Annotated in this window: 29 protein-coding genes; 28 read left to right on the forward strand and 1 reads right to left on the reverse strand. The window is 41.2% G+C overall.

Going from position 1 to position 26,684, the window contains the following annotated elements:
* Positions 1-47: 47 nt before the first annotated feature.
* From NSQ52_RS00205 to rsmI, 10 genes are all read left to right on the forward strand, one after another.
* Positions 48-1,454 carry an aminotransferase class I/II-fold pyridoxal phosphate-dependent enzyme gene (locus NSQ52_RS00205; protein WP_342473797.1) on the forward strand — a complete coding sequence of 469 codons (1,407 nt, stop codon included), beginning with the start codon at positions 48-50 and terminating at the stop codon, positions 1,452-1,454.
* A complete protein-coding gene (gene tmk / locus NSQ52_RS00210; RefSeq protein ID WP_342473798.1) occupies positions 1,451-2,089 on the forward strand; it encodes a dTMP kinase in 639 nt (212 codons plus the stop codon). Before NSQ52_RS00205 ends, tmk begins: the two co-directional genes overlap by 4 nt.
* A 79-nt stretch (positions 2,090-2,168) precedes the next feature.
* Positions 2,169-2,498, forward strand: coding sequence for a cyclic-di-AMP receptor (locus tag NSQ52_RS00215; protein ID WP_012008640.1), 330 nt, complete (start codon positions 2,169-2,171; stop codon positions 2,496-2,498).
* Positions 2,499-2,510: 12 nt separating this feature from the next.
* Entirely contained in the window at positions 2,511-2,951 is a 441-nt protein-coding gene (locus tag NSQ52_RS00220) for a YaaR family protein (RefSeq protein WP_008341898.1), read from the forward strand.
* Between the two features lie 11 nt (positions 2,952-2,962).
* Positions 2,963-3,952 (forward strand): DNA polymerase III subunit delta', encoded by a 990-nt coding sequence (holB, locus tag NSQ52_RS00225; RefSeq protein WP_342473799.1) that lies wholly within the window; start codon positions 2,963-2,965, stop codon positions 3,950-3,952.
* 2 nt (positions 3,953-3,954) lie between these two features.
* Positions 3,955-4,782 (forward strand): stage 0 sporulation family protein, encoded by an 828-nt coding sequence (locus tag NSQ52_RS00230; protein WP_024719352.1) that lies wholly within the window; start codon positions 3,955-3,957, stop codon positions 4,780-4,782.
* A gap of 14 nt (positions 4,783-4,796) precedes the next feature.
* On the forward strand, positions 4,797-5,150 hold the full coding sequence (yabA, locus tag NSQ52_RS00235; RefSeq protein ID WP_007496228.1) for a DNA replication initiation control protein YabA: 354 nt from the start codon (positions 4,797-4,799) through the stop codon (positions 5,148-5,150).
* 55 nt (positions 5,151-5,205) lie between these two features.
* Positions 5,206-5,949, forward strand: coding sequence for a tRNA1(Val) (adenine(37)-N6)-methyltransferase (locus tag NSQ52_RS00240; protein ID WP_017359328.1), 744 nt, complete (start codon positions 5,206-5,208; stop codon positions 5,947-5,949).
* Positions 5,936-6,235, forward strand: a complete 300-nt coding sequence (locus NSQ52_RS00245; protein WP_019744059.1) for a GIY-YIG nuclease family protein — start codon at positions 5,936-5,938, stop codon at positions 6,233-6,235. Before NSQ52_RS00240 ends, NSQ52_RS00245 begins: the two co-directional genes overlap by 14 nt.
* Positions 6,210-7,091: a 16S rRNA (cytidine(1402)-2'-O)-methyltransferase gene (gene rsmI / locus NSQ52_RS00250; protein ID WP_039170319.1), complete on the forward strand. Its 882-nt coding sequence runs from the start codon at positions 6,210-6,212 to the stop codon at positions 7,089-7,091. The genes NSQ52_RS00245 and rsmI overlap by 26 nt, the downstream gene beginning before the upstream one ends.
* A 44-nt stretch (positions 7,092-7,135) precedes the next feature.
* On the opposite strand, the gene NSQ52_RS00255 is transcribed toward rsmI, so the two are convergent.
* Positions 7,136-7,426, reverse strand: a complete 291-nt coding sequence (locus NSQ52_RS00255) for an AbrB/MazE/SpoVT family DNA-binding domain-containing protein (protein WP_087975202.1) — start codon at positions 7,424-7,426, stop codon at positions 7,136-7,138.
* 519 nt (positions 7,427-7,945) lie between these two features.
* Between NSQ52_RS00255 and metG the strand changes: the two genes are divergently transcribed.
* The 18 genes from metG (at position 7,946) to mfd (ending at position 26,572) form a co-directional block, all read left to right on the forward strand.
* Complete coding sequence (metG, locus tag NSQ52_RS00260) at positions 7,946-9,946, forward strand: methionine--tRNA ligase (protein ID WP_342473800.1); 2,001 nt, start codon at positions 7,946-7,948, stop codon at positions 9,944-9,946.
* An 81-nt stretch (positions 9,947-10,027) separates the two neighbouring features.
* Positions 10,028-10,795: a TatD family hydrolase gene (locus NSQ52_RS00265; protein WP_017359325.1), complete on the forward strand. Its 768-nt coding sequence runs from the start codon at positions 10,028-10,030 to the stop codon at positions 10,793-10,795.
* A gap of 244 nt (positions 10,796-11,039) precedes the next feature.
* Positions 11,040-12,242, forward strand: coding sequence for a G5 and 3D domain-containing protein (locus NSQ52_RS00270; protein ID WP_007496219.1), 1,203 nt, complete (start codon positions 11,040-11,042; stop codon positions 12,240-12,242).
* Between the two features lie 160 nt (positions 12,243-12,402).
* On the forward strand, positions 12,403-12,963 hold the full coding sequence (gene rnmV, locus NSQ52_RS00275; protein ID WP_008341876.1) for a ribonuclease M5: 561 nt from the start codon (positions 12,403-12,405) through the stop codon (positions 12,961-12,963).
* Positions 12,956-13,834 carry a 16S rRNA (adenine(1518)-N(6)/adenine(1519)-N(6))-dimethyltransferase RsmA gene (rsmA, locus tag NSQ52_RS00280; protein WP_024719357.1) on the forward strand — a complete coding sequence of 293 codons (879 nt, stop codon included), beginning with the start codon at positions 12,956-12,958 and terminating at the stop codon, positions 13,832-13,834. Before rnmV ends, rsmA begins: the two co-directional genes overlap by 8 nt.
* A gap of 287 nt (positions 13,835-14,121) precedes the next feature.
* Entirely contained in the window at positions 14,122-15,006 is an 885-nt protein-coding gene (yabG, locus tag NSQ52_RS00285) for a sporulation peptidase YabG (protein WP_007496216.1), read from the forward strand.
* 213 nt (positions 15,007-15,219) lie between these two features.
* Entirely contained in the window at positions 15,220-15,477 is a 258-nt protein-coding gene (locus NSQ52_RS00290; protein WP_003217979.1) for a Veg family protein, read from the forward strand.
* Positions 15,478-15,639: 162 nt separating this feature from the next.
* Positions 15,640-15,825, forward strand: a complete 186-nt coding sequence (locus NSQ52_RS00295) for a small, acid-soluble spore protein, alpha/beta type (RefSeq protein WP_017366434.1) — start codon at positions 15,640-15,642, stop codon at positions 15,823-15,825.
* Between the two features lie 147 nt (positions 15,826-15,972).
* Positions 15,973-16,842 (forward strand): 4-(cytidine 5'-diphospho)-2-C-methyl-D-erythritol kinase, encoded by an 870-nt coding sequence (ispE, locus tag NSQ52_RS00300; RefSeq protein WP_017359321.1) that lies wholly within the window; start codon positions 15,973-15,975, stop codon positions 16,840-16,842.
* 55 nt (positions 16,843-16,897) lie between these two features.
* Positions 16,898-17,731, forward strand: coding sequence for a pur operon repressor (purR, locus tag NSQ52_RS00305; protein WP_007496210.1), 834 nt, complete (start codon positions 16,898-16,900; stop codon positions 17,729-17,731).
* 38 nt (positions 17,732-17,769) lie between these two features.
* Positions 17,770-18,147, forward strand: coding sequence for a 2-iminobutanoate/2-iminopropanoate deaminase (gene ridA / locus NSQ52_RS00310; protein ID WP_008341860.1), 378 nt, complete (start codon positions 17,770-17,772; stop codon positions 18,145-18,147).
* 224 nt (positions 18,148-18,371) lie between these two features.
* Complete coding sequence (spoVG, locus tag NSQ52_RS00315; protein ID WP_008357439.1) at positions 18,372-18,668, forward strand: septation regulator SpoVG; 297 nt, start codon at positions 18,372-18,374, stop codon at positions 18,666-18,668.
* Between the two features lie 198 nt (positions 18,669-18,866).
* Positions 18,867-20,237 (forward strand): bifunctional UDP-N-acetylglucosamine diphosphorylase/glucosamine-1-phosphate N-acetyltransferase GlmU, encoded by a 1,371-nt coding sequence (gene glmU / locus NSQ52_RS00320; protein WP_041506539.1) that lies wholly within the window; start codon positions 18,867-18,869, stop codon positions 20,235-20,237.
* 22 nt (positions 20,238-20,259) lie between these two features.
* A complete protein-coding gene (locus NSQ52_RS00325) occupies positions 20,260-21,213 on the forward strand; it encodes a ribose-phosphate diphosphokinase (RefSeq protein ID WP_003217907.1) in 954 nt (317 codons plus the stop codon).
* Between the two features lie 138 nt (positions 21,214-21,351).
* Positions 21,352-21,978: a 50S ribosomal protein L25/general stress protein Ctc gene (locus tag NSQ52_RS00330; RefSeq protein ID WP_008341853.1), complete on the forward strand. Its 627-nt coding sequence runs from the start codon at positions 21,352-21,354 to the stop codon at positions 21,976-21,978.
* A gap of 140 nt (positions 21,979-22,118) precedes the next feature.
* Complete coding sequence (gene pth, locus NSQ52_RS00335) at positions 22,119-22,685, forward strand: aminoacyl-tRNA hydrolase (protein WP_342473801.1); 567 nt, start codon at positions 22,119-22,121, stop codon at positions 22,683-22,685.
* A 55-nt stretch (positions 22,686-22,740) separates the two neighbouring features.
* Positions 22,741-22,971 carry an anti-sigma-F factor Fin family protein gene (locus NSQ52_RS00340; protein WP_003217967.1) on the forward strand — a complete coding sequence of 77 codons (231 nt, stop codon included), beginning with the start codon at positions 22,741-22,743 and terminating at the stop codon, positions 22,969-22,971.
* Positions 22,972-23,038: 67 nt separating this feature from the next.
* Complete coding sequence (gene mfd, locus NSQ52_RS00345) at positions 23,039-26,572, forward strand: transcription-repair coupling factor (RefSeq protein WP_019743557.1); 3,534 nt, start codon at positions 23,039-23,041, stop codon at positions 26,570-26,572.
* Positions 26,573-26,684: the final 112 nt, after the last annotated feature.

The following is a 26,684-nucleotide window of genomic DNA, read 5'->3' on the forward strand; positions in this document are numbered from 1 at the left end:
GTTATAATAGATATAAGATATCGTTTAAGTGAAAAGGGTCGATTTGTTTGAAAACACCTTTATATACAGCATTATCACAACATGCGGAAAAGAAGCCCTATTCTTTTCACGTTCCGGGACATCACAATGGAGATGTCTTTTTTGATGAGGCACGGTCCTATTATGCATCCATTCTTCAGCTCGATGTGACAGAACTTGAAGGTCTAGATGATCTTCACCATCCGACTGGGGTGATTCAAGAGGCAGAGGATTTATTGGCAAAGCTATATGGAGCTAAACAAAGTTTTTTCCTTGTGAATGGCACAACCGTTGGCAATTTGGCGATGGTGATGTCTGCGTGTCAGGCTGGGGAGGGCATTTTCGTTCAGCGAAATTGTCATAAGTCTGTGTTCCATGCGATTGAGCTTGCGGGAGCGACGCCTATTATGTTAGAAACTGAGAGTGATCCGCACTTGCACGTCCCAACTCATGTGACGGAGGAAACAGTCAAACAAGCTATGGCGACACATCCTAACTGCCGGGCAATCGTTTTGACATATCCGAACTACTACGGACATGCAGCTGATTTATCAGGGCTCATTCAAATGTGTCATGAAGCTGGCATCATTGTATTAGTTGATGAGGCACATGGTGCTCATTTTGTATTAGGCGGTGCCTTTCCTCCTTCTGCCCTTTCCTATGGAGCAGACGTGGTGGTACAATCAGCACATAAAACCCTTCCGGCAATGACGATGGGGTCTTATCTCCATCTTCAAGGAGACCGAATTGATGTGAAGCGGATGAAGACTTTATTAACGATGCTTCAAAGCAGTTCACCTTCCTATCCAATTATGGCTTCGTTAGATGTGGCGAGAGCTTATGTGGAGGAGTTGAAGGGAAAAGGGTTAATGGACGAAATCATGAGAGACTTGGCAAAGCTGAAAGCACAGTTCAATATGATCTCCAATCTCGAAGTGGTTGAGTCTGACTCTTTACCTATGGATCCATTAAAATGTATCATTCGTTCAACAAAAGGGCTGACAGGCTATGAACTCAAAAAGGTGCTTGAGTCGGTGGAGGTTCACCCAGAACTTGCGGATGAACATCAAGTCTTACTCGTTTTTGGTCTAAGGCAGACAAAGGACATTCCTTTTACAGCTATAGAGCAGGCTCTTCAGCAAAGTGATTCATTGCTTGTAAAAAAAGAGTCTCAAACGGGATCGCTCTTCTTAGAGGACGATCAGCAAAAGCGAGATGTAGAAGCTGTTCCATTCGAAAAAGCAGTTGGCCGGATTAGTGCAGAATCGGTCATTCCCTATCCGCCTGGCATTCCTTTGATGATTAAAGGAGAACCGATTGAATCAGATCAAATTGCGACGTTAAGCCGTTTACTTGGGCATCAAGTTCATGTGCAAGCAAGTCAGGTGATTCACCAGAGAAAATTATATGTTTATATAGAAGAGGAGACACTATGAGCGGTATGTTTATTACGTTTGAAGGGCCTGAGGGTGCTGGAAAAACGACAGTGATTCGAAAAGTGTACGAAGAAATGGAACGTCAAGGCTATGCAGTGATGGCGACACGTGAGCCGGGGGGTATCGACATTGCAGAGCAAATTCGTGAAGTCATTTTAAATGAAAAAAATAAAAAAATGGACGCAAAAACAGAGGCATTGCTTTATGCAGCAGCTAGAAGGCAGCATTTGGCTGAAAAAGTAGAACCGGCATTGAAGCGGGGGGAAACTGTTTTATGTGATCGTTTTGTCGACAGCTCCCTTGCTTATCAGGGCTATGCGAGAGGGCTTGGGATTGAAGAAGTCAAATCCATTAATGATTTTGCCATTGATGGCACGATGCCGCAAATGACCATTTACTTTTCCATTACACCAGAGGAAGGTCTAAAGCGAATTGATGCCAATCAAGGAAGAGAAAAAAATCGATTAGACATGGAAACACTGAATTTTCATCAAATGGTCAGAGAAGGATATGAGCTGCTGATTGCGCAATCACCAGAACGATTCCGTGTAGTAGATGCGTCTCAGCCTGTTCAGGATGTCTTTAATGAAGTGTTTCAGCTGATTCAGGACACATTAAAGAAAAATCAAATATGACCTCATTCCCAATCGTTGTTATAATATAGAGGAAGACATCGGCATGTCACCTGTGCCTAAAATGAAGGAGGCCAATCAAATGAAATTAATTGTTGCCGTTGTACAGGATCAAGATAGCAGCAAGTTATTGAAAATATTGACCGAACATCAATTCGGCGTGACAAAATTAGCTTCGACTGGTGGATTTCTAAAGTCTGGGAATACGACTTTTATCATTGGTTGTGATGATGTCCGAGTGGATAAAGCGTTACAGCTAATCAAGGAAAATTGCCGTAAACGTGATCAAATGATCGCGCCTGTATCACCAATGGGTGGAAATGCAGATTCATATGTACCATACCCTGTTGAGGTTGAAGTTGGTGGAGCTACCGTCTTTATTCTGCCAGTTGAACAATTTCATCAATTTTAAGGATGGGTTGCTGTGAAAATTAATCAAGATATGCGGCTGCTTTTAGAAAAGCGTGAACTTCAAGCGATGAAAGGAAGCCAAACTTCAGCATCGTTTAAATCATCGATGGAGACACAAAGCGGTAAAATGCGTTTAGAGCAGCTGACAGTCATGCTGAGCGATATCGAAGTCTTCGGCAAAAAACTGACAAAGTCACGAAACCTTAAAGATTTGGCTAGATTTAAAGGACTTGTGAAACGCTTTGTAAAAGAAACAGTCGATAATGGATTAAATATAGAGACATCAAGGAGCTTTGACATTTATGGCAACACACGAACACTCGCTTTAGTCAAAGCATTAGATGAAAAACTGATTGAGTTAACAGAGGATATGATGAATCAAGAGAAACCCTCGATTGATTTGCTTGAACGTATTGGAGAAATAAAAGGTTTATTGATTAACCTTTACACATAGAGAGTGATAACATGGCAATTAGCTGGGATGACATGAATGATCTACAGCCGCGCGTCATGCGGCTGATTTTTAATAGTATTGATAAAGACAGACTGGCTCATGCTTACTTATTTGAAGGAAAAAAAGGGACAGGAAAGCTAGATGCTGCGATGCTTTTAGCGAAGAGCTTTTTTTGTTTGGAAACAGGAGTGAAACCATGCGAGTCCTGTCAAAACTGCAAAAGAATTCAGTCTGGCAACCATCCAGATTTACATCTAGTGCAGCCTGACGGTCAATCAATTAAGAAGGCGCAAGTGCAGGCTTTGCAGGAGGAATTTACAAAAGCAGGCGTAGAATCGCATCGGAAAATGTATATCATTCTCCATGCGGACAAAATGACGGTCAATGCTGCGAACAGTTTATTAAAGTTCCTAGAGGAGCCCAACCGGGAAACGATGGCAGTTTTAATCACTGAACAATCGCATAAAATGCTGGATACGATTATTTCAAGATGTCAGATGCTTAGCTTTCAGCCGCTGCAGCCGCAATCTTTGGAGCAGCAGCTTTTACAAGAAGGCGTGTCTCAGGATCTCGCAAGGCTTTTGTCGAATTTAACCAATAATTTAGCAGAAGCACTCGAATTAAGTCGAAATGATCAGTTTGCAGAGTCTAGAGCGAAAGTGATAAAATTGTATGAAGTCTTACACCAGCGAAAAGAACATGCATTTTTTTATATACAAGATCAATGGATGCCTTTTTTCAAAGAGAAAGACCTTCAAGAAACTGGTCTTGATATGCTTTTATTTATATATCGTGATGTATTGTCGATTCAAATAGGAAATGAAGATAAAGTCATTTATCAAGACTTATTCCAGACAATGAAGCAGCACGCGCTGCATTCCACACAGCAAATGGTGACGAATCAGATCCTTGCTGTATTAGAAGCGAAAAAGAGACTTCAATCCAACGTGAATGCCCAAGGGCTAATGGAGCAATTGGTGTTGATGTTGCAGGAGGGATAAGCTTGTACAACGTAATTGGTGTTCGCTTTAAAAAAGCGGGCAAAATCTATTATTTCGATCCTAATGGATTTCATATAGAAAATGATAGTTGTGTCATTGTAGAAACGGTTAGAGGTGTTGAGTACGGGCAAGTGGTCATCGCCAATAAAAAAGTAGATGAACACGATGTGGTTCTCCCTTTGCGTAAGGTGATTCGCGTCGCAGACGAACGAGACCGGCTCATCGTTGAGGAGAACAAAGAAGCAGCGATGGCAGCCTTTGACACATGTCTTCAGAAAGTAAGTGAACACGGCCTGGAAATGAAACTGGTCGATGTCGAATTTACATTCGACCGCAACAAGGTCATCTTCTATTTTACAGCGGATGGCAGAGTAGATTTCCGTGAGCTGGTCAAGGATCTTGCATCTATCTTCAAGACGAGAATTGAACTTCGTCAAATCGGTGTAAGAGACGAGGCGAAAATGCTAGGCGGCATTGGTCCGTGTGGACGTATGCTTTGCTGTTCAACTTTCTTAGGAGATTTTGAACCTGTGTCCATTAAAATGGCAAAAGATCAAAACCTCTCGTTAAACCCTACCAAAATTTCAGGGCTTTGCGGCCGTTTAATGTGCTGCTTGAAATATGAGAATGATGAGTACGAAACAGCAAAAGAACAATTACCGGACATCGGTGAAACGATTCAGACGTCTAATGGCTCTGCAAAGGTAGTAGGGCTTAATATTTTAGAACGAATTTTGCAAGTTGAATTAACCGGGCAAGAAAAAGTGATAGAATATACTTGGGAAGAATTAATACAAGAAGGCGTTGTATCTGCACAAACAACTGAGTAACGAGGTGTGCCACCTTGGATAAAAAGGAACTATTTGATACGGTGATTAATTTAGAAGAACAAATCGGTTCTCTTTATCGCCAGCTAGGTGATTTGAAAAATCATATTGGTGAAGTGATTGAAGAAAATCATCAGCTGCAGATGGAGAATCAGCACTTGCGTGAACGTCTGGATCAATCCGATCGAGATAAATCGTCTGAGGCAGAGCATGATTCTGCCCAGAAGCCAAGTCATTCTGATATAGGAGAAGGTCATGATAACCTCGCTCGTTTATATCAGGAGGGCTTCCATATTTGTAATGTACATTATGGGAGCATTCGGAAAGAGGGAGACTGTTTGTTCTGTCTGTCATTTTTAAATAAAAAATGAGAAAAGGCTTCCGCTGAATCGGGAGCCTTTTTCACAGGAAAAGAAAGGATACATCATGGTTTCGTTAAGAGAAGATGAACGTTTAGACTACTTGCTTGCAGAAGATATGAAAATTATTCAAAGTAAAACGGTGTTCGCCTTTTCATTGGATGCAGTGTTATTAGCAAAATTTGCGTATGTGCCGATTCAAAAAGGGGAGATTATTGATCTTTGTACGGGAAATGGCATTGTTCCATTGCTGCTTTCGACGAGATCTAAAGCCTCTATTACAGGGGTTGAAATTCAAGAACGTCTGTTTGATATGGCAAAGAGAAGTGTGGCGCATAATCAACTGGAGCAGCAGATTGAGTTGATCCATGGTGATTTAAATGATATGCCTAAACGGTACGGAAACCACAAAGTAGACGTGATTACTTGTAATCCGCCATATTTTAAGACTCCTTCTAAGGATGAAATCAATGAAAATGAGTATTTGGCGATTGCACGTCATGAGATTCATTGTACATTAGAAGATGTCATTCGTGTTTCTTCCACTTTGCTAAAGCAAGGAGGCAAACTGGCAATGGTTCATCGCCCTGGACGGCTGCTTGAGATTGTTGAAATGATGAAGAAATACCGAATTGAGCCAAAACGAATTCAATTTGTATATCCGAAACAGGGAAAAGAAGCGAATACCATTTTAGTGGAAGGGATGAAAGATGGAAAGCCGGATTTGAAAATCCTCCCGCCGCTTTTTGTTTATGGAGAAGACCAAGAGTATACAAAAGAAATCAGGACGATACTGTATGGAGAAGCATAGTCATTATTTCTATGTATTGAAATGTGCAGATGGCAGTTTGTACGCTGGGTATACAAATGACTTACAAAAAAGGCTGACTGCCCATAATAGTGGGAAGGGTGCAAAGTATACGAGAGCTAGACGGCCGGTGGAACTCTATTACCACGAATGCTTTTTAACCAAAAGAGAAGCCATGCAACAGGAATATCGTTTCAAAACGTGGACACGTCGAAAAAAGGACATGTATATAGAAGAAAAGCGAATCAAAAAGGAGGCGGCACATGAAAAAGACACAGAAAAGCTTTGATGGTCAATCAGAAATGGGTATTCTTTATCTCGTACCAACCCCGATTGGAAACTTAGAAGATATGACGTTTCGAGCGATACAAACGTTAAAAGATGTAGACTATATTGCCGCAGAAGATACGAGACAAACGAAAAAGCTTTGTCATGTCTATGAAATTGATACCCCATTAACGAGTTATCATGAACATAACAAAGATAGCAGTGGTCATAAGTTAATCGAATGGTTAAAAGAAGGAAAGAACATTGCACTCGTGAGCGATGCCGGTTTACCGACGATCTCTGATCCAGGAGCCGAAGTGGTTCGCGACTTTACGAACATCGGAGGCTATGTCATTCCGTTACCTGGTGCAAATGCAGCACTTACGGCGCTCATTGCGTCAGGAATCGCACCTCAGCCATTTTTCTTTTACGGTTTTCTTGATCGTCAAAAAAAGGAAAAGAAAAAACAGCTGGAAGCATTGAAGAAACGCCAAGAAACAATTGTTTTCTATGAAGCGCCCCATCGGTTAAAAGAAACGCTGACTGTGATGAAAGAAGTGTGGGGGAACCGGAATATTGCCATTACGAGAGAACTGACAAAGAAATTTGAAGAGTTTATTCGTGGAGATTTAGAATACGCGCTGACCTGGGTGACAGAACAACAAATCCGTGGTGAGTTCTGTCTCGTTGTACAAGGAAATGATCAGGATGAAGAAGAACTGAATGAAGAAGCTTGGTGGAATTCTTTATCTGAAAAAGAGCACGTGATCCATTACATAGAGGAAGGGTTAACGTCAAAAGAGGCTATTAAACGTACTGCGGTTGAACGTGGTGTGCCAAAGCGGACGATCTATGATGCGTATCATATTGAACAATAAAGAAAGGTTCTTGCAAACGGTGCAAGAACCTTTTTATATAAAACTTATTTTTGTGATTGAAGTTGGTTTTGGATTTCGTTAATGATTTGCTCTGCACCTTCACGGCTAAGAACTAATTTACCATTAGCAAGTTTAAGGTTATCGTCTGATACTTCACCTGTTACTTGGCAAGTCATGTTTGGTTTATATTTTTTTAGGATAATTTTTTCATCATCAACATAAATTTCCAAAGCGTCTTTTTCTGCGATTCCTAACGTACGGCGAAGCTCGATTGGAATCACCACGCGTCCTAATTCGTCAACTTTACGTACAATACCTGTAGATTTCATCTTCATTCTCCTCCCAAAAAGTTCTTATTCTTAATATAATATTATCTTCGTCATTATTCGACAAATTCCTTACATTCCTAGCATAACAAGGTTTCCATAAATCGTCAATCATTTTGTTTACTATTGTTTGTAAAATATGACTCTTAAAGTCAAAGGACCTTGAAACTACCGGTGTATAAGGATTTTTCAGAATTTATCTATAAAAATATGAAAAATGACGATAACAGATTAACAAGACTTTTGCCCTAATTTAGCCAATTGTAAATCTGGAAATAGATTTCATACGACAATATTCGACAAAATGTCGAGCGGTTTGTCGTTTTTTTCGAAAAACTCATCTTTTTCGTTCATTTCAATCTGTTCTATGTATATATGCTTGATCTTAAAGGCTAAGATGGTATCATAGAGAAAGCACAAGTGCAAAACATAATGAAATGATCTGACACATTTTAATGAAGTATGATGACCGCTCTCGTCCATTGGGCGGGAGTTTTTGACATTTACACACAAGCAGGAGGTTCCGACATGCCGGAAAAGAAAAAAACGTTTTATCTGACTACACCAATTTACTATCCGAGCGGAAAATTACATATTGGACATGCTTATACAACAGTGGCAGGGGATGCCATGGCTCGATATAAACGTCTGCAAGGCTATGATGTGATGTATTTAACGGGTACTGATGAGCACGGACAAAAAATTCAGCAAAAAGCTGAAGAACAAAATATTACACCGATAGAGTATTTAGATCCGGTCGTTGCTGACATTAAATCATTATGGAAGAAACTCGACATTTCAAACGATGATTTCATTCGTACAACGGAAAAAAGACATACGAAAATCATTGAGCAAGTCTTCCAAAAGTTGCTTGATCAAGGAGATATTTATTTAGATCAATATGAGGGCTGGTACAGTATTCCTGATGAAACATTCTATACGGAAACACAGCTTGTTGATGTTGAGCGAAATGAGAAAGGGGAAGTCATTGGAGGGAAAAGCCCAGACAGTGGACACCCTGTTGAATTGATTAAAGAGGAATCATATTTCTTCCGTATGAGTAAGTATGCAGATCGCTTACTAGACTATTACGAAAAGAACCCGTCGTTCATTCAGCCTGAATCAAGAAAGAATGAAATGATTAATAACTTCATTAAACCGGGGTTAGAGGATTTAGCTGTATCAAGAACAACCTTTGATTGGGGCATTAAAGTACCTAATAATCCGAAGCACGTCATCTATGTATGGATTGATGCGTTATTCAACTACTTAACAGCGATTGGCTACGGAACCGATCAAGATGAAAAATATAAAAAATATTGGCCTGCCAACGTACACCTAGTCGGGAAAGAAATTGTACGATTCCATACAATTTACTGGCCAATTATGCTGATGGCACTTGATCTGCCGTTGCCAAAACAAATTTTTGCACATGGCTGGCTGCTCATGAAAGATGGCAAAATGTCTAAATCAAAAGGGAACGTAGTAGATCCTGTTACGTTAATTGATCGCTATGGTCTTGATGCTCTTCGTTATTACCTGCTACGCGAAGTACCATTTGGTGCAGACGGTGTGTTTACACCAGAAGGATTCGTGGAACGTGTAAACTATGACCTTGCCAATGATTTAGGGAACTTACTTAACCGTACAGTGGCGATGGTGCAAAAATACTTCGACGGTACATTAAGCAGCTATAAGGGACCAGTCAATGAGTTTGATGAGGAACTAAAAGCTGTAGCTGAACAAACAGTGAAAGCTTATGAAGAAGCGATGGAGAACCTCGAATTCTCGGTGGCTCTTTCAAATGTTTGGACATTAATCAGCAGAACGAATAAATATATTGATCAAACAGCTCCTTGGGTATTAGCGAAGGATGAAACAAAACGAAAAGAACTGCATTCTGTGATGTACCATTTAGCAGAATCACTTCGAATCACAGCTGTATTGTTAACACCATTCTTAACAAAAACACCTGAGAAAATCTTCTTCCAGCTTGGAATTGAAGAAGAGAAACTCAAAAGCTGGGAAAGCATTCTTTCTTTCGGTGCGATTCAAAAAGCGACGGTACAAAAAGGTGAGCCGTTGTTCCCTCGTTTAGAGGTTGAAGAAGAAGTGGCATACATTAAAGAGAAGATGCAAGAAAGTGCGCCTAAGGTAGAAGAAGAGTCAGTTCAAATAGAAGAAACTGAATTACCTGAACTGGGTGCCGAAATTGCCTTCGATGATTTTTCGAAAGTTGACCTTCGTGTAGCACAAGTATTGGAAGCAGCACCAGTGAAAAAAGCTGACCGTCTCTTAAAGCTTCAGCTTGATTTTGGATTTGAAAAGAGACAAATTGTCTCAGGGATTGCCAAGCATTATCAACCAGAAGAATTGGTAGGGAAGAAGCTCGTCTGCGTAGCGAATCTCACACCAGTTAAACTAAGAGGGGAAATTTCCCAGGGGATGATTTTAACTGGAGAAACTAGTGGTAAATTGCAGGTTCTTGAAGTAGATCAATCTCTAGCAAATGGAACGAAAATTTTATAATTTAACAAAGGTGTTCCACGTGTAACATTTCGTCGAACACCTTTTGTTTTTCAGAAGAATTGTCGAAAGGAGCAATCAACCATGTTATTTGACACACATGCCCACTTAAATGCTGAACAATATAATGAAGACTTAGAGCAGGTGATTGAAAGAGCCAAAAGTGAAAAGGTAGAGAAGATTGTGGTGGTCGGGTTTGATCGTCCAACCATTACGAGAGCGATGGAGCTAATTGAAGCATATGATTTTATGTATGCAGCCATCGGCTGGCATCCTGTTGATGCCATTGATATGACAGATGAAGATTTGGCTTGGATCAAAGAATTATCTCAGCATGAAAAGGTTGTTGCCATTGGAGAAATGGGTCTAGATTACTATTGGGACAAGTCGCCAAAAGATGTGCAAAAAGAAGTCTTTAGACGTCAAATTGCTCTTGCAAAAGAAGTGAATCTGCCAATTATCATTCATAACCGTGACGCTACGGAAGATGTAGTGACGATCTTAAAAGAAGAAGGAGCGGCAGAAGTCGGAGGAATTATGCACTGCTTTACTGGCAGCCTCGAAATTGCAAAAGCGTGTATGGAAATGAACTTTTATATCTCATTCGGTGGACCTGTGACATTTAAAAATGCGAAAAAACCGAAAGAAGTTGTAAAGGATATTCCAAGTGATCGTCTTCTGATTGAGACAGACTGCCCGTATTTAACTCCAGCGCCATTTAGAGGGAAACGAAATGAGCCGAGCTATGTGAAATATATCGCAGAACAAATTGCTGAATTGCGAGAAATAAGCTTTGAAGAGCTTGCTGCATTGACAACAGAAAATGCGAAAAAAGTTTTCCGTATAAACTGACAGTATATGATGTCAATCCTTGTTTAAGCTTGTCCAATTGTGAAACATAACGAAAAAGTTCTACACGTTTGCGCCTCCTCATAGGATAAGTTGTCGATAAGTCTTTCTTCCCTTCCTTCCAAAAATCTCCCATAATAGGTTTACAATCGAGCATTTTTGTACAGTGGGTGGAAGGGTTGACAGGTTTTGAGATACTCTATATAATCTCTCCGAGGAGAAGGAGGCGTTTTTCATCGTACAAAAAATGAAAAATCTGTTTTCTGTCAAGCTAGGAAAAGGCAAGGTTTTATTTCTAGTCGCTTGCTTGCTTTTAGCTGGAACTGGGACGGCTTACGGTGCGCATGAGCTCACTAAGCAGTCTATTACCATTTCAATCAATGGCAAAGAGAAGACAATTCGTACACATGAAGAGACAGTAGCACAGCTGCTTTCAGACCTTGGAATAAGGACCAGGGCGGAGGATCATATCTCTCCAAGTCTAAATACAAAGATTCAAGACAACATGAACATTGTGTATGATGCGGCTATACCGGTTCATCTCACCCTAGATGGGAAAGAGAAAACGATATGGACAACAGATCAGACGGTTGGAGCATTATTGAAGAATGAGAAGATAGATATTGGGAAGCACGATCAAGTCACTCCAGGAAAGAATGACAAGATTAAAAAGAATATGGATCTTGTGGTTCAGCAGGCCTTTCAGGTCAGCTTAAACGATGGAGGAAAGGATAAGAAAGTGTGGACCACTTCGACTACGGTCGCTGACTTTTTAAAGCAACAAGAGCTGAAGCTCAAGAAGCACGATAAGATCAAACCTGCGTTACATAGTCACCTTTCTAAAAAAAGCGCAGATGTGAAGATCACTCGGGTGGAAAAAGTCACCGATGTAGTGGAAGAGAAAATTGCTTTTGATACCAAACATAAAAAGGATCGATCTCTTGAAAAAGGAAAAGAGAAGGTGCTTGAAAAAGGTGAAGAAGGTAAATTGAAGAAGCACTATGCCATTGTGAAAGAAAACGGCAAAGTGGTGTCTAAAGAATTAATTAAAGAGGTTACTGCAAAAGACAGTAAGGATCGTTTAGTGGCCGTTGGTACACAAGTGTCCAAGAAAGAACCTAAAGCGTCCCCTGCGGTTTCAAGAAGTAATGAATCGTCAGGAAAAGAGTTCTATGTGACGTCCACAGCCTATACAGCGGGCTGTGCTGGATGTACGGGCAGAACGTCTACAGGCTTTAATTTAAAAGCAAATCCAGGTGCAAAGGTCATAGCAGTTGATCCGAGTGTCATTCCGCTGGGCTCTAAAGTGTATGTGGAAGGCTATGGGTATGCCGTTGCATCAGACACTGGATCTGCTATAAAAGGGAATAAAATTGATGTGTTCGTCCCAAGTAAGTCGGCAGCTTATCAATGGGGGAATAAACGAGTGAAAATTAGAGTGCTCAAATAAACACATCAAATCATTTATATGAACAGAGGGCTTTGCGCACCCTCTGTTTTTTTGGTTATAATAGAAGCACTGTTTTCTAATTAATTAGACGCAAAAACAGCATGGAAGGTTTCATTTTTTGACAAAAAAATGTAGATTGTTTTTGCAAGCGGAGGAATACATGAAAATCAAAGAAATCATTGTGGTGGAGGGTCGTGACGACACTGCTAGAGTAAAGATGGCAGTTGATGCAGATACGATTGAAACGAATGGATCTGCCATTGGCGATACAGTCATTCAACAAGTGCGTCTTGCTCAGGAGACGAGGGGGGTTATCATTTTAACTGATCCTGATTTCCCTGGGGAAAAGATCCGTAAAACCATCGCAGAGGCTGTCCCTGGCTGTAAGCACGCCTTTTTACCAAAACACCTTGCGAAAGCGAAGCGGGACAAAGGAATTGGTGTCGAGCATGCTTCCTTGGATAGTATTCGAGAATGCCTTGCACATGTCCATGAGGAAATGGAAGAATCAGAAAGCGAGATTACGTTAGACGATTTATTTGACGCAGGCCTTATCGGAGGCGAAGCATCAAAACGCCGCCGCGAACGATTAGGTGTGCTTTTAAATATAGGATATACAAATGCGAAGCAGCTGCAAAAGCGCCTTCACATGTTCCAAATAACGAAAGAGGATTTTATTGCGGCCTTAAAGACCGTCATGCAGGAGGAAGCCGATGAATAAAGATATTGCGACGCCCATCAGAACGAAGGAAATACTGAAGAAGTACGGTTTCTCTTTTAAAAAGAGCTTAGGGCAAAACTTTTTAATTGATACGAATATTTTAGATCGCATTGTCGATCATGCAGAGATTACGGATGAGACAGGTGTGATTGAAATTGGCCCTGGTATCGGTGCGTTGACTGAACAGCTCGCCAAACGGGCAAAGAAAGTCACGGCTTTTGAAATCGACCAGCGCTTATTGCCGATTTTAAACGATACGCTTTCTCCATATGATAATGTCACCATTATTCATCAAGACGTATTAAAAGCAGATGTAAGAAAGGTGATTGAAGAACAATTTGCTGACTGTAAAGAAGTAATGGTCGTAGCAAACCTTCCTTATTATGTGACGACACCAATTATTATGAAATTGCTTGAAGAAAACCTTCCATTGAAAGGAATCGTTGTCATGCTGCAAAAAGAAGTAGCAGATCGCATGGCCGCTGCTCCTTCATCAAAAGAATACAACTCTTTGTCGATTGCAGTGCAATTTTATACAGAAGCGAAGACGGTCATGGTTGTGCCGAAAACGGTTTTCGTCCCACAACCGAATGTGGATTCAGCGGTGATCAAACTAACTGTTCGTGAAACACCTGCAGTCTCAGTAGACAATGATACGTTTTTCTTTCAACTGATTCGTGCGAGTTTTGGCCAGCGCCGGAAGACATTGATGAATAACTTGATGAACAATCTGCCAGATGGCAAGAAACATAAAGCCATCATTGAAGAAGCCCTTGTAACAGCTGAGGTTGATGGGAAACGCCGCGGTGAATCATTGTCAATCGATGAATTTGCCCGTTTGTCCAATGTTTTACACAAAGCCCTCTCATAAGGGCTTTTCAGCGTGTAGACAAACCCTCGCATTCGGTGTCAGTCCTGCGCGCTGGTGCTCACAAATGTCAAATTCGCTCCGCGCCAGTACTCGTCCTTCCTAGACTGCAAAGGTTTTCTATCACGCTGAAAAGAAGACAAAGCCCTTTCATAAGGGCTTTTTTCTTTTGGTTTTCACCACTTCACCTGTTCAGGCATAGGCTAGAAAGAACAACACACCTGAAAGAAGAACAAGTGTAGCGTAAGACGATACCAACAGGATAAGAGCCTGATTGTGGAGTGAAAAGCATGCAATTTCAAATAGGAGATATGGTGACGAGGGCATCCTATCAGATGGATATTATGTTTCGTATCATTCGAATTGATGAGACAGACCAGCACGAAGCCACCGCCATTTTGCATGGGAATGAAGTGAGGCTGATCGCCGATGCGAAGATGTCAGATTTGGTCTTGATTCAAAAAGAGGAGCAGCTGACAAGAGAGAAGGACGATGAACGGAAAATTAACGAATCGCTCGACTTACTCAGGCAAGATTATCAGCTGCTTCGTGAAAAACAAGAGTATTATACGTCTGGACAATATCAGCATCAGGAGCAGTATTTTCATATGCCCGGAAAGGTTCTGCATTTAGATGGAGATGCTTCATACTTAAAGAAATGCTTAGATGTATATGAAAGAATCGGTGTACCTGTGTATGGTGTGCATTGCCACGAGAAGAAAATGCCAAGCATGATTGATTCATTAATTGATCAATACCGGCCTGATATTTTGGTCATCACAGGACATGATGCGTATTCTAAACAAAAGGGGGGTGTACACGATATCGGTGCATATCGTCATTCTCGTCATTTCGTTGAAACGGTTCAAAAGGCAAGAAGGAAGGTTCCGCATTTAGATCAGCTCGTGATCTTTGCAGGTGCCTGCCAATCTCATTTTGAATCATTAATTCAAGCAGGTGCTAATTTTGCAAGCTCACCCTCACGTGTCAACATTCATGCACTTGACCCCGTCTATATTGTTGCCAAGATCAGCTTCACTCCATTTGTAGATCGAATCAACGTGTGGGATGTGCTCCGAAATACGCTGACGAGAGAAAAAGGTCTCGGAGGGATTGAAACAAGGGGTGTTTTAAGGGTAGGTATGCCATATAAAAGAGACCATGAATCGACATAACCCGACTGATTTCAGTCTGGTTTTTTTTATGCTCAAAAAGAAATTTCATATGAATACATAATTCACCGGAATTTGAGAAAAATAGGGAGGAGAAAAGGTAGAAGTTTGTCAAAATTATTTTGTTGACAATGGCTCGTGTTGGTTGATATAATTTAATTTTTATTTGACAAAAATGGGCCGTTGTTGTATAATTATCTCAGTGAGGTGGATGCAATGGCGAAGACTTTGTCCGACATCAAAAGATCGCTTGATGGTAACTTAGGTAAACGTTTGACGTTAAAGGCTAACGGAGGCCGCCGAAAAACAATTGAGCGTTCGGGCATTTTAGCTGAAACGTACCCTTCTGTTTTTGTGATTCAATTAGATCAAGATGAGAATTCGTTTGAAAGAGTTTCTTACAGTTATGCAGATATACTGACTGAGACGGTCGAATTAACGTTCGATGATACCGCTAGCTCAGTCGCCTATTAATGGGCAGTGAACTTTTTGTTTACTGCTTTTTGTTTTGCCTTTTTTTCTGTATGGGAGGCTGTCCATTATTTGAAAGGGGTAAAAGGCAGGAATCGATGCAAAATAAGAAAGCCACAAATGAGTGGCGATGATTCGAATTCTCGACCAAAGGGGCTGTTTCGTTTGGGTAGACGCCGAGGCATTATGTCAGATGAGTTCAAATACGAGCTGGCGAAGGATCTTGGATTTTATGATACCGTCAAAAATGGAGGCTGGGGAGAGATTCGTGCGCGTGACGCAGGAAATATGGTCAAACGTGCCATTGAATTAGCTCAACAGCACATGGCTCAAGAAGAGAATCAACGATAAAGAAATGATCAGGGATACCTCGGGTGTCTCTGGTCTTTTTTGCTTGAAAAAGTGAGTGTGCTGGGGGCAAAAGCCAATATTCATCAGATCCATCAAATGTGATACAATATTGATACTTATGTTTAGATGGAGAAGTAGGTGAAATGTTTGCGTATTTTAGAAAAAGCACCGGCAAAAATTAATCTCTCACTTGATGTTCATGGAAAAAGACCGGATGGATATCACGAAGTGGAGATGGTGATGACAACAATAGATCTTGCAGATCGACTAGAGCTGACGGAGCTGGACAAAGACGAAATCCGTGTATCATCTCATAATCGTTTTGTGCCAGATGATCAACGGAATTTGGCTTATCAGGCAGCTAAATTATTAAAAACAAGATTCGGTATTCAAAAAGGCGTATCGATTGTCATCACAAAAGCAATTCCCGTCGCAGCAGGTTTAGCTGGAGGCAGCAGTGATGCCGCAGCAGCGCTTCGCGGCTTAAACCGTTTGTGGAAGTTAAATCTCACGTTAGATGAACTAGCTGAGCTTGGAGCGGAGATCGGCTCAGATGTCTCTTTTTGTGTACACGGAGGGACAGCGCTAGCGACAGGACGTGGAGAGAAACTAAAGCATATTGCGACACCGCCGCATTGCTGGGTGATTTTAGCGAAGCCGGTGATTGGGGTATCTACAGCTGAGGTCTACAGACAATATGACGCAAGCAAAGTAGAACACCCAAATGTACAGCGTATGATTGAAGCAATTGAAGCAAAAGATTATAAAGAGATGTGCGGCTCACTCGGTAACGTGTTGGAATCTGTGACATTAAAGATGTATCCGGAAGTCGATATGATTAAGAGACAGATGAAGCGTTTCGGAGCAGATGCTGTATTAATGAGCGGCAGCGGGCCAACTGTATTTGGCTTGATTCAATATGAATCGAAGGTACAAAGAATATATAACGGACTGAGAGGATTTTGTGATCAGGTTTACGCTGTCCGCATGATCGGCGAACAAAATACCCTTGATTAAATCCGTATATTAAGTTATATTATTCATAAATTATTCGGGTTCTGGGGGTAAGTTCATGAAGTTTCGTCGAAGCGGCAGATTGGTGGACTTAACAAATTATTTGTTAACCCACCCGCACGTACTAGTACCTTTAACTTTTTTTGCAGAGCGATATCAATCTGCGAAGTCCTCTATTAGTGAAGACTTAACGATTATCAAACAGACCTTCGAACAGCAGGGAATAGGGACTTTACTTACTGTACCTGGCGCTGCTGGCGGAGTGAAATATATTCCAAAGATTCATCTAAAAGAAGCAGACGAAGTCGTCAACGATATCGGAGAGGCATTATCAACTCCTGAACGTGTGCTTCCTGGCGGTTATTTATATTTAACTGATGTTTTAGGCAATCCATCGATTCTTGCGAAAATCGGTAAGCTTTTTGCGACCATTTTTTCGGATCGACCGATTGATGTTGTCATGACTGTTGCGACGAAAGGTATTCCGATTGCCTATTCTGTTGCAGGTTATTTAAATGTGCCTGTTGTGATCGTTAGAAAAGATAATAAGGTAACTGAAGGATCAACTGTGAGTATTAATTATGCATCAGGTTCTTCTAACCGAATTCAAACCATGTCACTTGCAAAGCGGAGCTTAGATAAAGGATCCAATGTGTTGATTATTGATGACTTTATGAAAGCAGGCGGAACCATTAATGGCATGATGAATTTGCTAGAGGAATTTAATGCAAATGTTGCAGGGATCGGTGTTTTATTAGAAGATGAAGGCGTAGATGAACGTCTTGTCGATGAATATGTATCACTTTTAAAGCTTTCAACCATTGATATGAAGCAGAAAATCATTGAGATTAATGAAGGTAATTTCCACGAGTTTTTTCATTCGAAAGCTTAAGCTTTGATCAAACATGTATTTGAATGGGAGAGATTGATATGACAAAAGTTGTTCAAACCAAAAACGCGCCAGCAGCCATTGGACCTTACTCTCAAGGGATTATCGTCAATAACATGTTTTACAGCTCAGGGCAGATTCCGTTAACGCCAGCTGGAGATTTTGTGAATGGAGATATTAAAGAACAAACACATCAAGTGTTTCATAATCTTAAAGCCGTCCTTGAAGCAGCGGGTGCTTCCTTTGAAACAGTCGTGAAAGCAACGGTTTTCATTAAAGATATGGAACAATTCGCTGAAGTGAATGAAGTGTACGGTGAATACTTCCATACACATAAGCCAGCTCGTTCATGTGTAGAAGTAGCCAGACTTCCAAAAGATGCACTTGTAGAAATTGAAGTTGTGGCATTAGTGAAATAAACAGGCCATCTCTTTGGAGACCGTTTGGTTTCATTATATGTATGAAAAGGCATCGTCATGATGTCTTTTTTCACGCAACCGATGTAAGCGTCGTCATTAAAATGACAAAAAATGTATAAATATCCCGATATTTCAAAAAAAGTTTAAAAAAAGAGCAGGAGAATCACCACAATCGTTGAATACCTAATTAATGCTTTTATATTGGGAAAAGGTGGTGAACTACTGTGGAAGTTACTGACGTAAGATTACGCCGCGTGAATACCGATGGTCGCATGAGGGCGATTGCATCCATCACGCTGGACCACGAATTTGTTGTTCATGATATTCGTGTGATTGATGGAAACAATGGCTTGTTTGTTGCAATGCCTAGCAAACGCACGCCTGATGGAGAGTTTCGCGACATTGCACATCCAATTAATTCAAGCACTCGGGGTAAAATCCAAGATGCTGTTTTAAATGAGTATCATCGCTTAGGCGAAGAGGAAGAGACAATTGAATATGAAGAAGCTGGAGCTTCTTAAAGATATGTGAACCTAAAAAGACAGCTTTAAGAGAAAATGAATGTTTTCTTTTAAATGCTGTCTTTTTTGCGTTTTTTCTCTTGTTCCTTATGTCTCCCGTTCATTAGAAAATTAATGCACTTCCTCTTGTATCCTTGAAATCAGTCCTTATTTAGGATATATTTTTCTATGGATAATAGGGATATTGGAGGCCAATCAATGGATAAGCGGTTCGCAGTGATTTTAGCAGCGGGAAAAGGAACAAGAATGAAGTCAAAGTTATACAAAGTACTTCATCCAGTTTGCGGAAAGCCAATGGTCGAGCATGTGGCAGATCAAGCGTTAAAGCTATCTTTAGCCAAGCTTGTGACGATTGTCGGTCATGGAGCAGAGGACGTCAAGAAGCAGCTTGGGGACAGAAGTGAATATGCACTTCAAGAAGAACAGCTGGGAACAGCACATGCCGTCAAACAAGCTAAATCGTTCCTCGCGCAGGAAAAGGGAACAACCATTGTCATTTGTGGAGATACACCATTATTGACAGCGGAAACAATGGAAGCCATGTTAAGCGAGCATCAAAAACAACAAGCGAAAGTCACGATTTTGACAGCACACGCGGATGATCCAACAGGTTATGGACGTATTCTTCGTGATGAAACAGGTGCTGTAGTAAAGATCGTCGAGCATAAAGATGCAAATGATGCTGAACGTCAAGTGAATGAAATTAATACTGGAACCTATTGCTTTTCAAATGAAGATCTCTTCCGTGTGATTGAGCAAGTGTCAAATGAAAATGCACAAGGTGAATACTATTTGCCGGATGTCATTGAAATTCTAAAGAATGAAGGACAGACGGTTGCAGCGTATCAAACACCTCATTTTGAAGAAACACTTGGAGTCAATGATCGTATCGCTCTATCACAAGCAGAGCAATTCATGAAGCGACGTATTAATCATCAGCATATGAAGAATGGTGTAACCTTGATTGATCCTGAGAACACGTATATCTCGCCAGATGCAGTCATCGGTGAAGATACAATGATTTATCCTGGGACGGTCATCAAAGGGAATGTAAAGATTGGTGCAGATGCCACAATCGGTCCGAACACTGAAATTGTTGATAGCGTAATTGGAGATCGGACAGTCATTAAGCAGTCTGTTGTCTGTGATAGTGAAGTTGGGGTAGATGTGACAATTGGACCGTTTGCTCATATTCGCCCGTTGTCGAAAATTGGCGATGAAGTGAAGATCGGAAATTTTGTCGAAATCAAGAAAACAGTTTTCGGTGACCGAAGCAAAGCGTCTCATCTTAGCTATATTGGAGATGCAGAGGTCGGAGCGGATGTAAACCTTGGTTGTGGATCCATTACAGTTAATTATGATGGGAAGAACAAATTCTTAACGAAGATTGAAGATGGCGCATTTATTGGCTGCAATTCAAATCTCGTTGCACCAGTCACTGTCGGAAAAGGGGCATATGTTGCAGCCGGTTCAACGGTTACAGAAGATGTACCGCAGGATGCATTGTCTATTGCTAGAGCAAGACAAGTCAATAAAGAAGATTATGTGAAAAATATTCATAAAAAATAATCCAAATACCCGGAGGTTTACCATGTCTAATCGTTATGCTGATGCGAATTTAAAGATATTCTCTTTGAATTCAAACCCTGAACTTGCCAAAGAAATTGCCGATCGTATCGGAGTTGATGTAGGAAAGAGCTCTGTTAAACGTTTTAGTGACGGTGAAGTCCAAATCAATATTGAAGAAAGTATCCGTGGCTGTGATTGTTATGTTATTCAATCTACTAGTGCGCCAGTAAATGAGCACATTATGGAGCTACTCATTATGGTAGATGCACTAAAACGCGCTTCTGCGAAAACGGTCAATATTGTCATCCCTTATTACGGATATGCACGTCAAGATCGTAAGGCGAAACCTCGTGAGCCAATCACGGCGAAGCTTTTTGCGAACTTACTTGAAACAGCAGGTGCTACTCGTGTCATTGCACTTGACCTTCATGCGCCGCAAATCCAAGGTTTCTTTGATATTCCAATCGATAACTTAATGGCTGTGCCAATCTTAACAAACTATTTTGAACAGAAAAACTTGAATGATATCGTTGTTGTGTCTCCTGACCACGGTGGTGTTACGCGTGCGCGAAAAATGGCGGACCGCCTGAAAGCACCAATCGCAATTATCGACAAACGTCGTCCGAAGCCGAACGTGGCTGAAGTGATGAACATCATTGGGAACATTGAAGGCAAAACGGCGATTCTCATCGATGATATCATTGATACAGCTGGTACGATTACACTTGCTGCAAATGCACTTGTGGAAAATGGAGCGGCTGAAGTCTATGCTTGTTGTACTCACCCAGTATTGTCTGGACCAGCAGTAGAACGTATTACAAACTCTAAAATTAAAGAATTAGTTGTGACAAACAGTATTCACTTAACAGATGACAAGAAAGTTGGAAAATTCATTCCGCTTTCAGTTGGGCCTTTGCTTGCAGAAGCCATCATCCGTGTACATGAAGAAGAATCTGTGAGCTACCTTTTCAGCTAATTTTCTGATTGGAAAAGGCCCTAGGCATCAGCTTGGGGTCTTTTTGCTGTGATAAATGAAAGGCAAACATGTTTAAAATGATTCAGTTATGGGTATTTATGAAAGTAGTGACAAAAAAGAAATAGGATGGTGCTGAATATGGCAACTTTAAAAGCAAATAAAAGAACTGATTTCAAACGTTCCACACTGCAAAAAATCCGTCATTCAGGACACGTTCCTGGTGTCATATACGGAAAAAATACAGACAACCTTGCTGTTTCATTAGACAGTATTGATTTATTAAAGACATTACGTGATGAAGGAAAAAACACAATCATCACATTAGACGTTGGCGGTGAAACAAAATCTGTGATGGTAACAGAACTGCAAACAGATCCGTTGAAAAATGAGCTTGTCCACGCTGATTTCCAAGTGGTCGACTTACAGCGAGAAATTGACGCAGATGTACCTGTACAACTCATTGGTGAATCCAAAGGTGTAAAGGATGGCGGTGTGCTTCAGCAGCCACTATTTGAGCTATCCATTACAGCAAAACCAAAGGATATCCCACAAAATATTGAAGCTGATATTACAAACTTAGAAGTAAATGACGTACTAACAGTTGGTGATCTGTCTGTTCAGTCTACGTATCAAATTAATAATGATCCAGAAGAAGTTGTTGCTTCGATCTTACCGCCTCAGCAATCAGAGGTTCCAGAGCCAGATAGTGAAGAGGAAACGCAAGAGCCTGAGGCCATTAAAGAAAAAGATGACAGCGAAGAATAACTGGTCAATTAGAGACGTAACCCTCCCGCGGTTACGTCTTTTGTGCTAGAATGAAAAGAATTCATACGTTTTGCATGAGGCAATCACATTGGCTCATTTTTTAGGCGTGTGCATGTGCGACAAAGGAGGTTATTGGTTTCATGATTGCGTTCGTTGGATTGGGTAATCCAGGAAAAGAATATGAAAAAACAAGACATAACGTCGGGTTTATGACAATAGATGAACTATCAAAAAAATGGGACATCCCATTAAATCAATCAAAATTCCATGGACAATATGGAACTGGGTTTGTTTCGGGGCAAAAGGTTCTACTTGTGAAGCCTCTTACATATATGAACTTATCAGGGGAATGTGTGCGTCCGCTGATGGATTACTATGATATTCCCCTTGAACATTTGAAGGTCATCTATGATGATCTTGATTTGCCAACGGGCCGGATTCGTTTGCGTACTAAAGGAAGTGCAGGCGGACATAACGGAATCAAATCGTTGATTCAGCATTTAGGTTCACCAGAGTTTGACCGATTTCGTATCGGCATTGGCCGTCCACAAAACGGCATGAAGATCGTCGATTACGTACTAGGACGCTTCTCAGAGGAAGAACAGCCTGATATCTCATCTGCTATTCAATCATCTGTTGAAGCTTGTGAAGCGGCTTTAACAAAGCCATTTTTAGAAGTGATGAATGATTTTAACAAGAAGGTATAAGAATGATAAGCAAAGCACATACTGATCATAAAATCTCAGCATGGGAGGATCACGTATGGCTTTGCACTATTACTGCCGGCACTGTGGTGTAAAGGTTGGCAGTCTAGATGAATCCGCTGTCCAAAGTGAAGCACTTGGATTTCATCACTTAACAAATGAGGAAAGAAACGATATGATTTCTTATAGGGAAAATGGTGATTTACATGTACAAACCATTTGTGAGGATTGCCAAGAGGCGCTCGAAAGAAATCCTGATTACCATCAGTATCATACCTTTATTCAATAAAAAGCTTTGGTGTAGATAATAGACCAAAGCGTTTTTCTGTTTTAAACAAGCAGGGAGGAGGAGCCAAATGAAAAATATACAATCATTTATCAAACAAAGTGATGATTTTCAGTCCATTTTTAATGGGCTAAAGGAAGGTTTAAAAGAACAACTGCTCGCCGGACTATCAGGCTCCGTCAGATCTTTATTTACAGCCGCCATATCAGACGAATTAAAGCGGCCGATGTTTATTGTGACACACAACTTATATCAAGCGCAGAAGGTCACAGATGATCTAGCAAGTGTGATGCCAGATCGCTCGGTCCTTCTTTATCCTGTCAATGAACTCATTGCATCTGAAATTGCTGTGGCAAGCCCGGAGCTTAGAGCGCAGCGTCTTGATGTATTGAATCGTCTCGCGAATGGAGAAAATCCGATTGTCGTGACCCCAGCAGCTGCAGTGCGTAGAATGCTTCCTCCTGTAGAGCTCTGGAAGGAGAGTCAGATCCATTTAAAGGTTGGTGAAGAAATTGATTTGGAGGCGTTTTCAAAACAACTCGTGCAAATCGGTTATGACCGGACGTCCATGGTCGCTGCGCCCGGAGACTTTAGTGTGCGCGGAGGAATCATTGACATTTATGCGTTAACGGAAGACCACCCGATCCGTATTGAGCTGTTTGATACAGAAGTGGATTCTATTCGGTCCTTCCACTCTGACACGCAGCGTTCATTGGAAACACTTCAAGAAATCAAGATTGGCCCGGCGAAAGAGCTGATTGTAAGAGGGCCTGAACGAGTGAGAGCGATTGAACAGCTTGACGAAGGTCTTGCCAGTAGCTTAAAGAAATTCAACTCGGATAAACAAAAAGAACTGCTCCATCAGAATATTTCTGCTGATCGTGAGAAGCTGCTAGAAGGTATTGTGACACAAGAAATGACGAAGTATCTGTCCTATTTCTATGAAAAGCCTGCTAGTTTGCTAGATTATACATCGCAGGATACGATTATCATTCTAGATGAAATCAGCAGAATTCAGGAGATGGAAGAACAGCTTGAACAGGAAGAAGCAGATTGGACAATTAGTCTGCTGGAAGAAGGGAATATCCTGCATGATCTAGCCCTTTCCTTCCCATTTCAAGAGCTATTCAATCAGCAATCGAGATCGATTCTGTACTATTCCTTATTTTTGAGACATGTTCAGCAGACCAATCCGCAAAATATCGTCAATGTATCTAGTAAGCAAATGCAGAATTTCCATGGGCAGATGAATGTGCTTGCAAGTGAAATTGAACGCTACAAAAAGCAGAATTATACGGTAGTCTTTTTAGGTGCGGATGAAGAGCGGACAGAGAAGCTGTCATCTGTCTTGCATGATTATGACATTGAAGCAGCTCTTGCTAAACCTGATGCTGAGCTTGTCAGCGGGCAAGTATATATTTTACAAGGTGAGCTGCAAACCGGTTTTGAACTGCCTTTATCCAAAATTGCTGTCATTACAGAGGGTGAACTTTTCAAGAAACGTGTGAAGAAGCAGGCACGTAAGCAAAAGCTGACGAACGCAGAGCGAATCAAAAGCTATTCAGAGCTGCAAGTGGGCGATTATGTGGTGCACATTAACCACGGGATCGGTAAGTATTTAGGAATTGAAACGCTTGAAATTGGCGGCATTCATAAAGATTATTTAAATATTCATTATCAAGGAAGCGACAAGCTTTATGTCCCTGTTGAACAAATTGATCAGGTGCAGAAGTATGTAGGGTCAGAAGGAAAAGAACCAAAGCTATACAAACTAGGCGGTAGCGACTGGAAACGCGTGAAGAAAAAAGTAGAATCATCTGTGCAGGACATTGCAGATGATCTGATTAAGCTGTACGCAGAACGTGAAGCAAGCAAAGGGTATGCCTTCTCGCCTGACCATGAGATGCAGCGCCAGTTTGAATCGGCATTCCCTTACCAAGAAACAGATGATCAAATTCGCTCGATTCATGAAATCAAGCAAGACATGGAGCGGGAGCGCCCGATGGATCGTCTGCTTTGTGGAGATGTGGGCTATGGAAAAACAGAGGTGGCGATTCGAGCGGCCTTCAAAGCCATTGCTGACGGGAAACAGGTGGCACTGCTTGTACCAACAACGATCTTAGCGCAGCAGCATTTTGACACGATTATGGACAGATTCCAAGACTATCCTGTTAAAATCGCTCAGCTTAGCCGCTTCCGTACACGAAAAGAAACAACAGAAACCTTAAAAGGGCTGAAAAACGGAACGATTGATATGGTCATTGGGACGCATCGTCTTCTTTCAAAAGACATTGTGTACAAGGATTTAGGACTGTTAATTATCGATGAAGAGCAGCGCTTCGGTGTGACGCATAAAGAGAAAATTAAACAAATGAAAGCCAATATTGATGTGCTGACGTTAACGGCAACGCCAATTCCTCGTACGCTTCATATGTCGATGCTTGGCGTACGTGACTTATCTGTTATTGAAACGCCACCTGAGAACCGTTTCCCAGTTCAAACCTATGTTGTCGAGTACAATGGTGCGTTAGTTAGAGAAGCCATTGAGCGAGAACTGGCAAGAGGCGGTCAAGTGTACTTCCTTTATAACCGAGTGGAGGATATTGAACGAAAAGCAGATGAAATCTCGATGCTTGTTCCAGACGCAAAAGTAAGCTACGCACATGGGAAAATGAGTGAGAACGAGCTGGAATCCGTGATGATTAATTTCCTAGAAGGTGAATCGGATGTACTCGTCAGTACAACCATTATTGAAACGGGCGTAGACATACCAAATGTGAACACGCTCATTGTTCACGATGCTGATAAAATGGGGCTTTCGCAACTGTACCAGTTAAGAGGACGAGTTGGGCGCTCGAATCGTGTGGCCTATGCTTATTTCACTTATCGAAAAGATAAAGTGCTTTCTGAAGTAGCAGAGAAAAGACTTCAAGCTATTAAAGAATTCACTGAGCTCGGATCAGGCTTTAAGATTGCGATGCGTGACTTAACGATTCGAGGAGCAGGAAATTTACTTGGTGCACAGCAGCATGGATTTATTGATTCTGTTGGATTCGACCTTTACTCTCAAATGCTGAAAGAAGCCATTGAAGAAAGAAGAGGCGATACGACTGCTCAAGAAAAATTTGAGCCGGAAATTGATCTCCAAATTGATGCCTACATTCCAGATAGCTATATTTCTGATGGCAAACAAAAGATCGAGATGTATAAACAGTTTAGAGCGATTGGATCAATAGAAGAGCGGAAAGAGCTTCAAGATGAAATGATTGACCGATTCGGAGAATATCCGCAAGAAGTGGCTGATTTGTTCACGATTGCGACGATGAAGGTGTACGCTGTGCAGGAACGTGTCGAGTTGATCAAGATGGAGAAAGGCATTGTCAGACTCACTCTCGATGAAAAAGCAAGCAGCGACATCGATGGTCAAAAATTATTTGAGCTTGGCAGTCAATATGGACGTGATATCGGTCTTGGCATGGAAGGCAGCAAGCTGATTATTTCTGTCCAAACAAAAGGTAAGAAAACGGAGGAGTGGCTTGAAGTCGTTCTTCGTATGCTTCGAGGTCTTCAAGATGTGAAAAAAGAAACCATTCCATCTTCATAAAATTTTGTTGGTCTCTCGTGTATATTACGTTTGATGTGACGGATACTAATCTCAGGGTCAAGTGGTGAATGTTGCATAAAGTGGACGCTTTTGTTCCATTCACCCAACACAT

Origin of the sequence: Bacillus sp. FSL W8-1141, assembly GCF_038593205.1 — a bacterium.
Taxonomy (GTDB): domain Bacteria; phylum Bacillota; class Bacilli; order Bacillales; family Bacillaceae; genus Bacillus; species Bacillus altitudinis.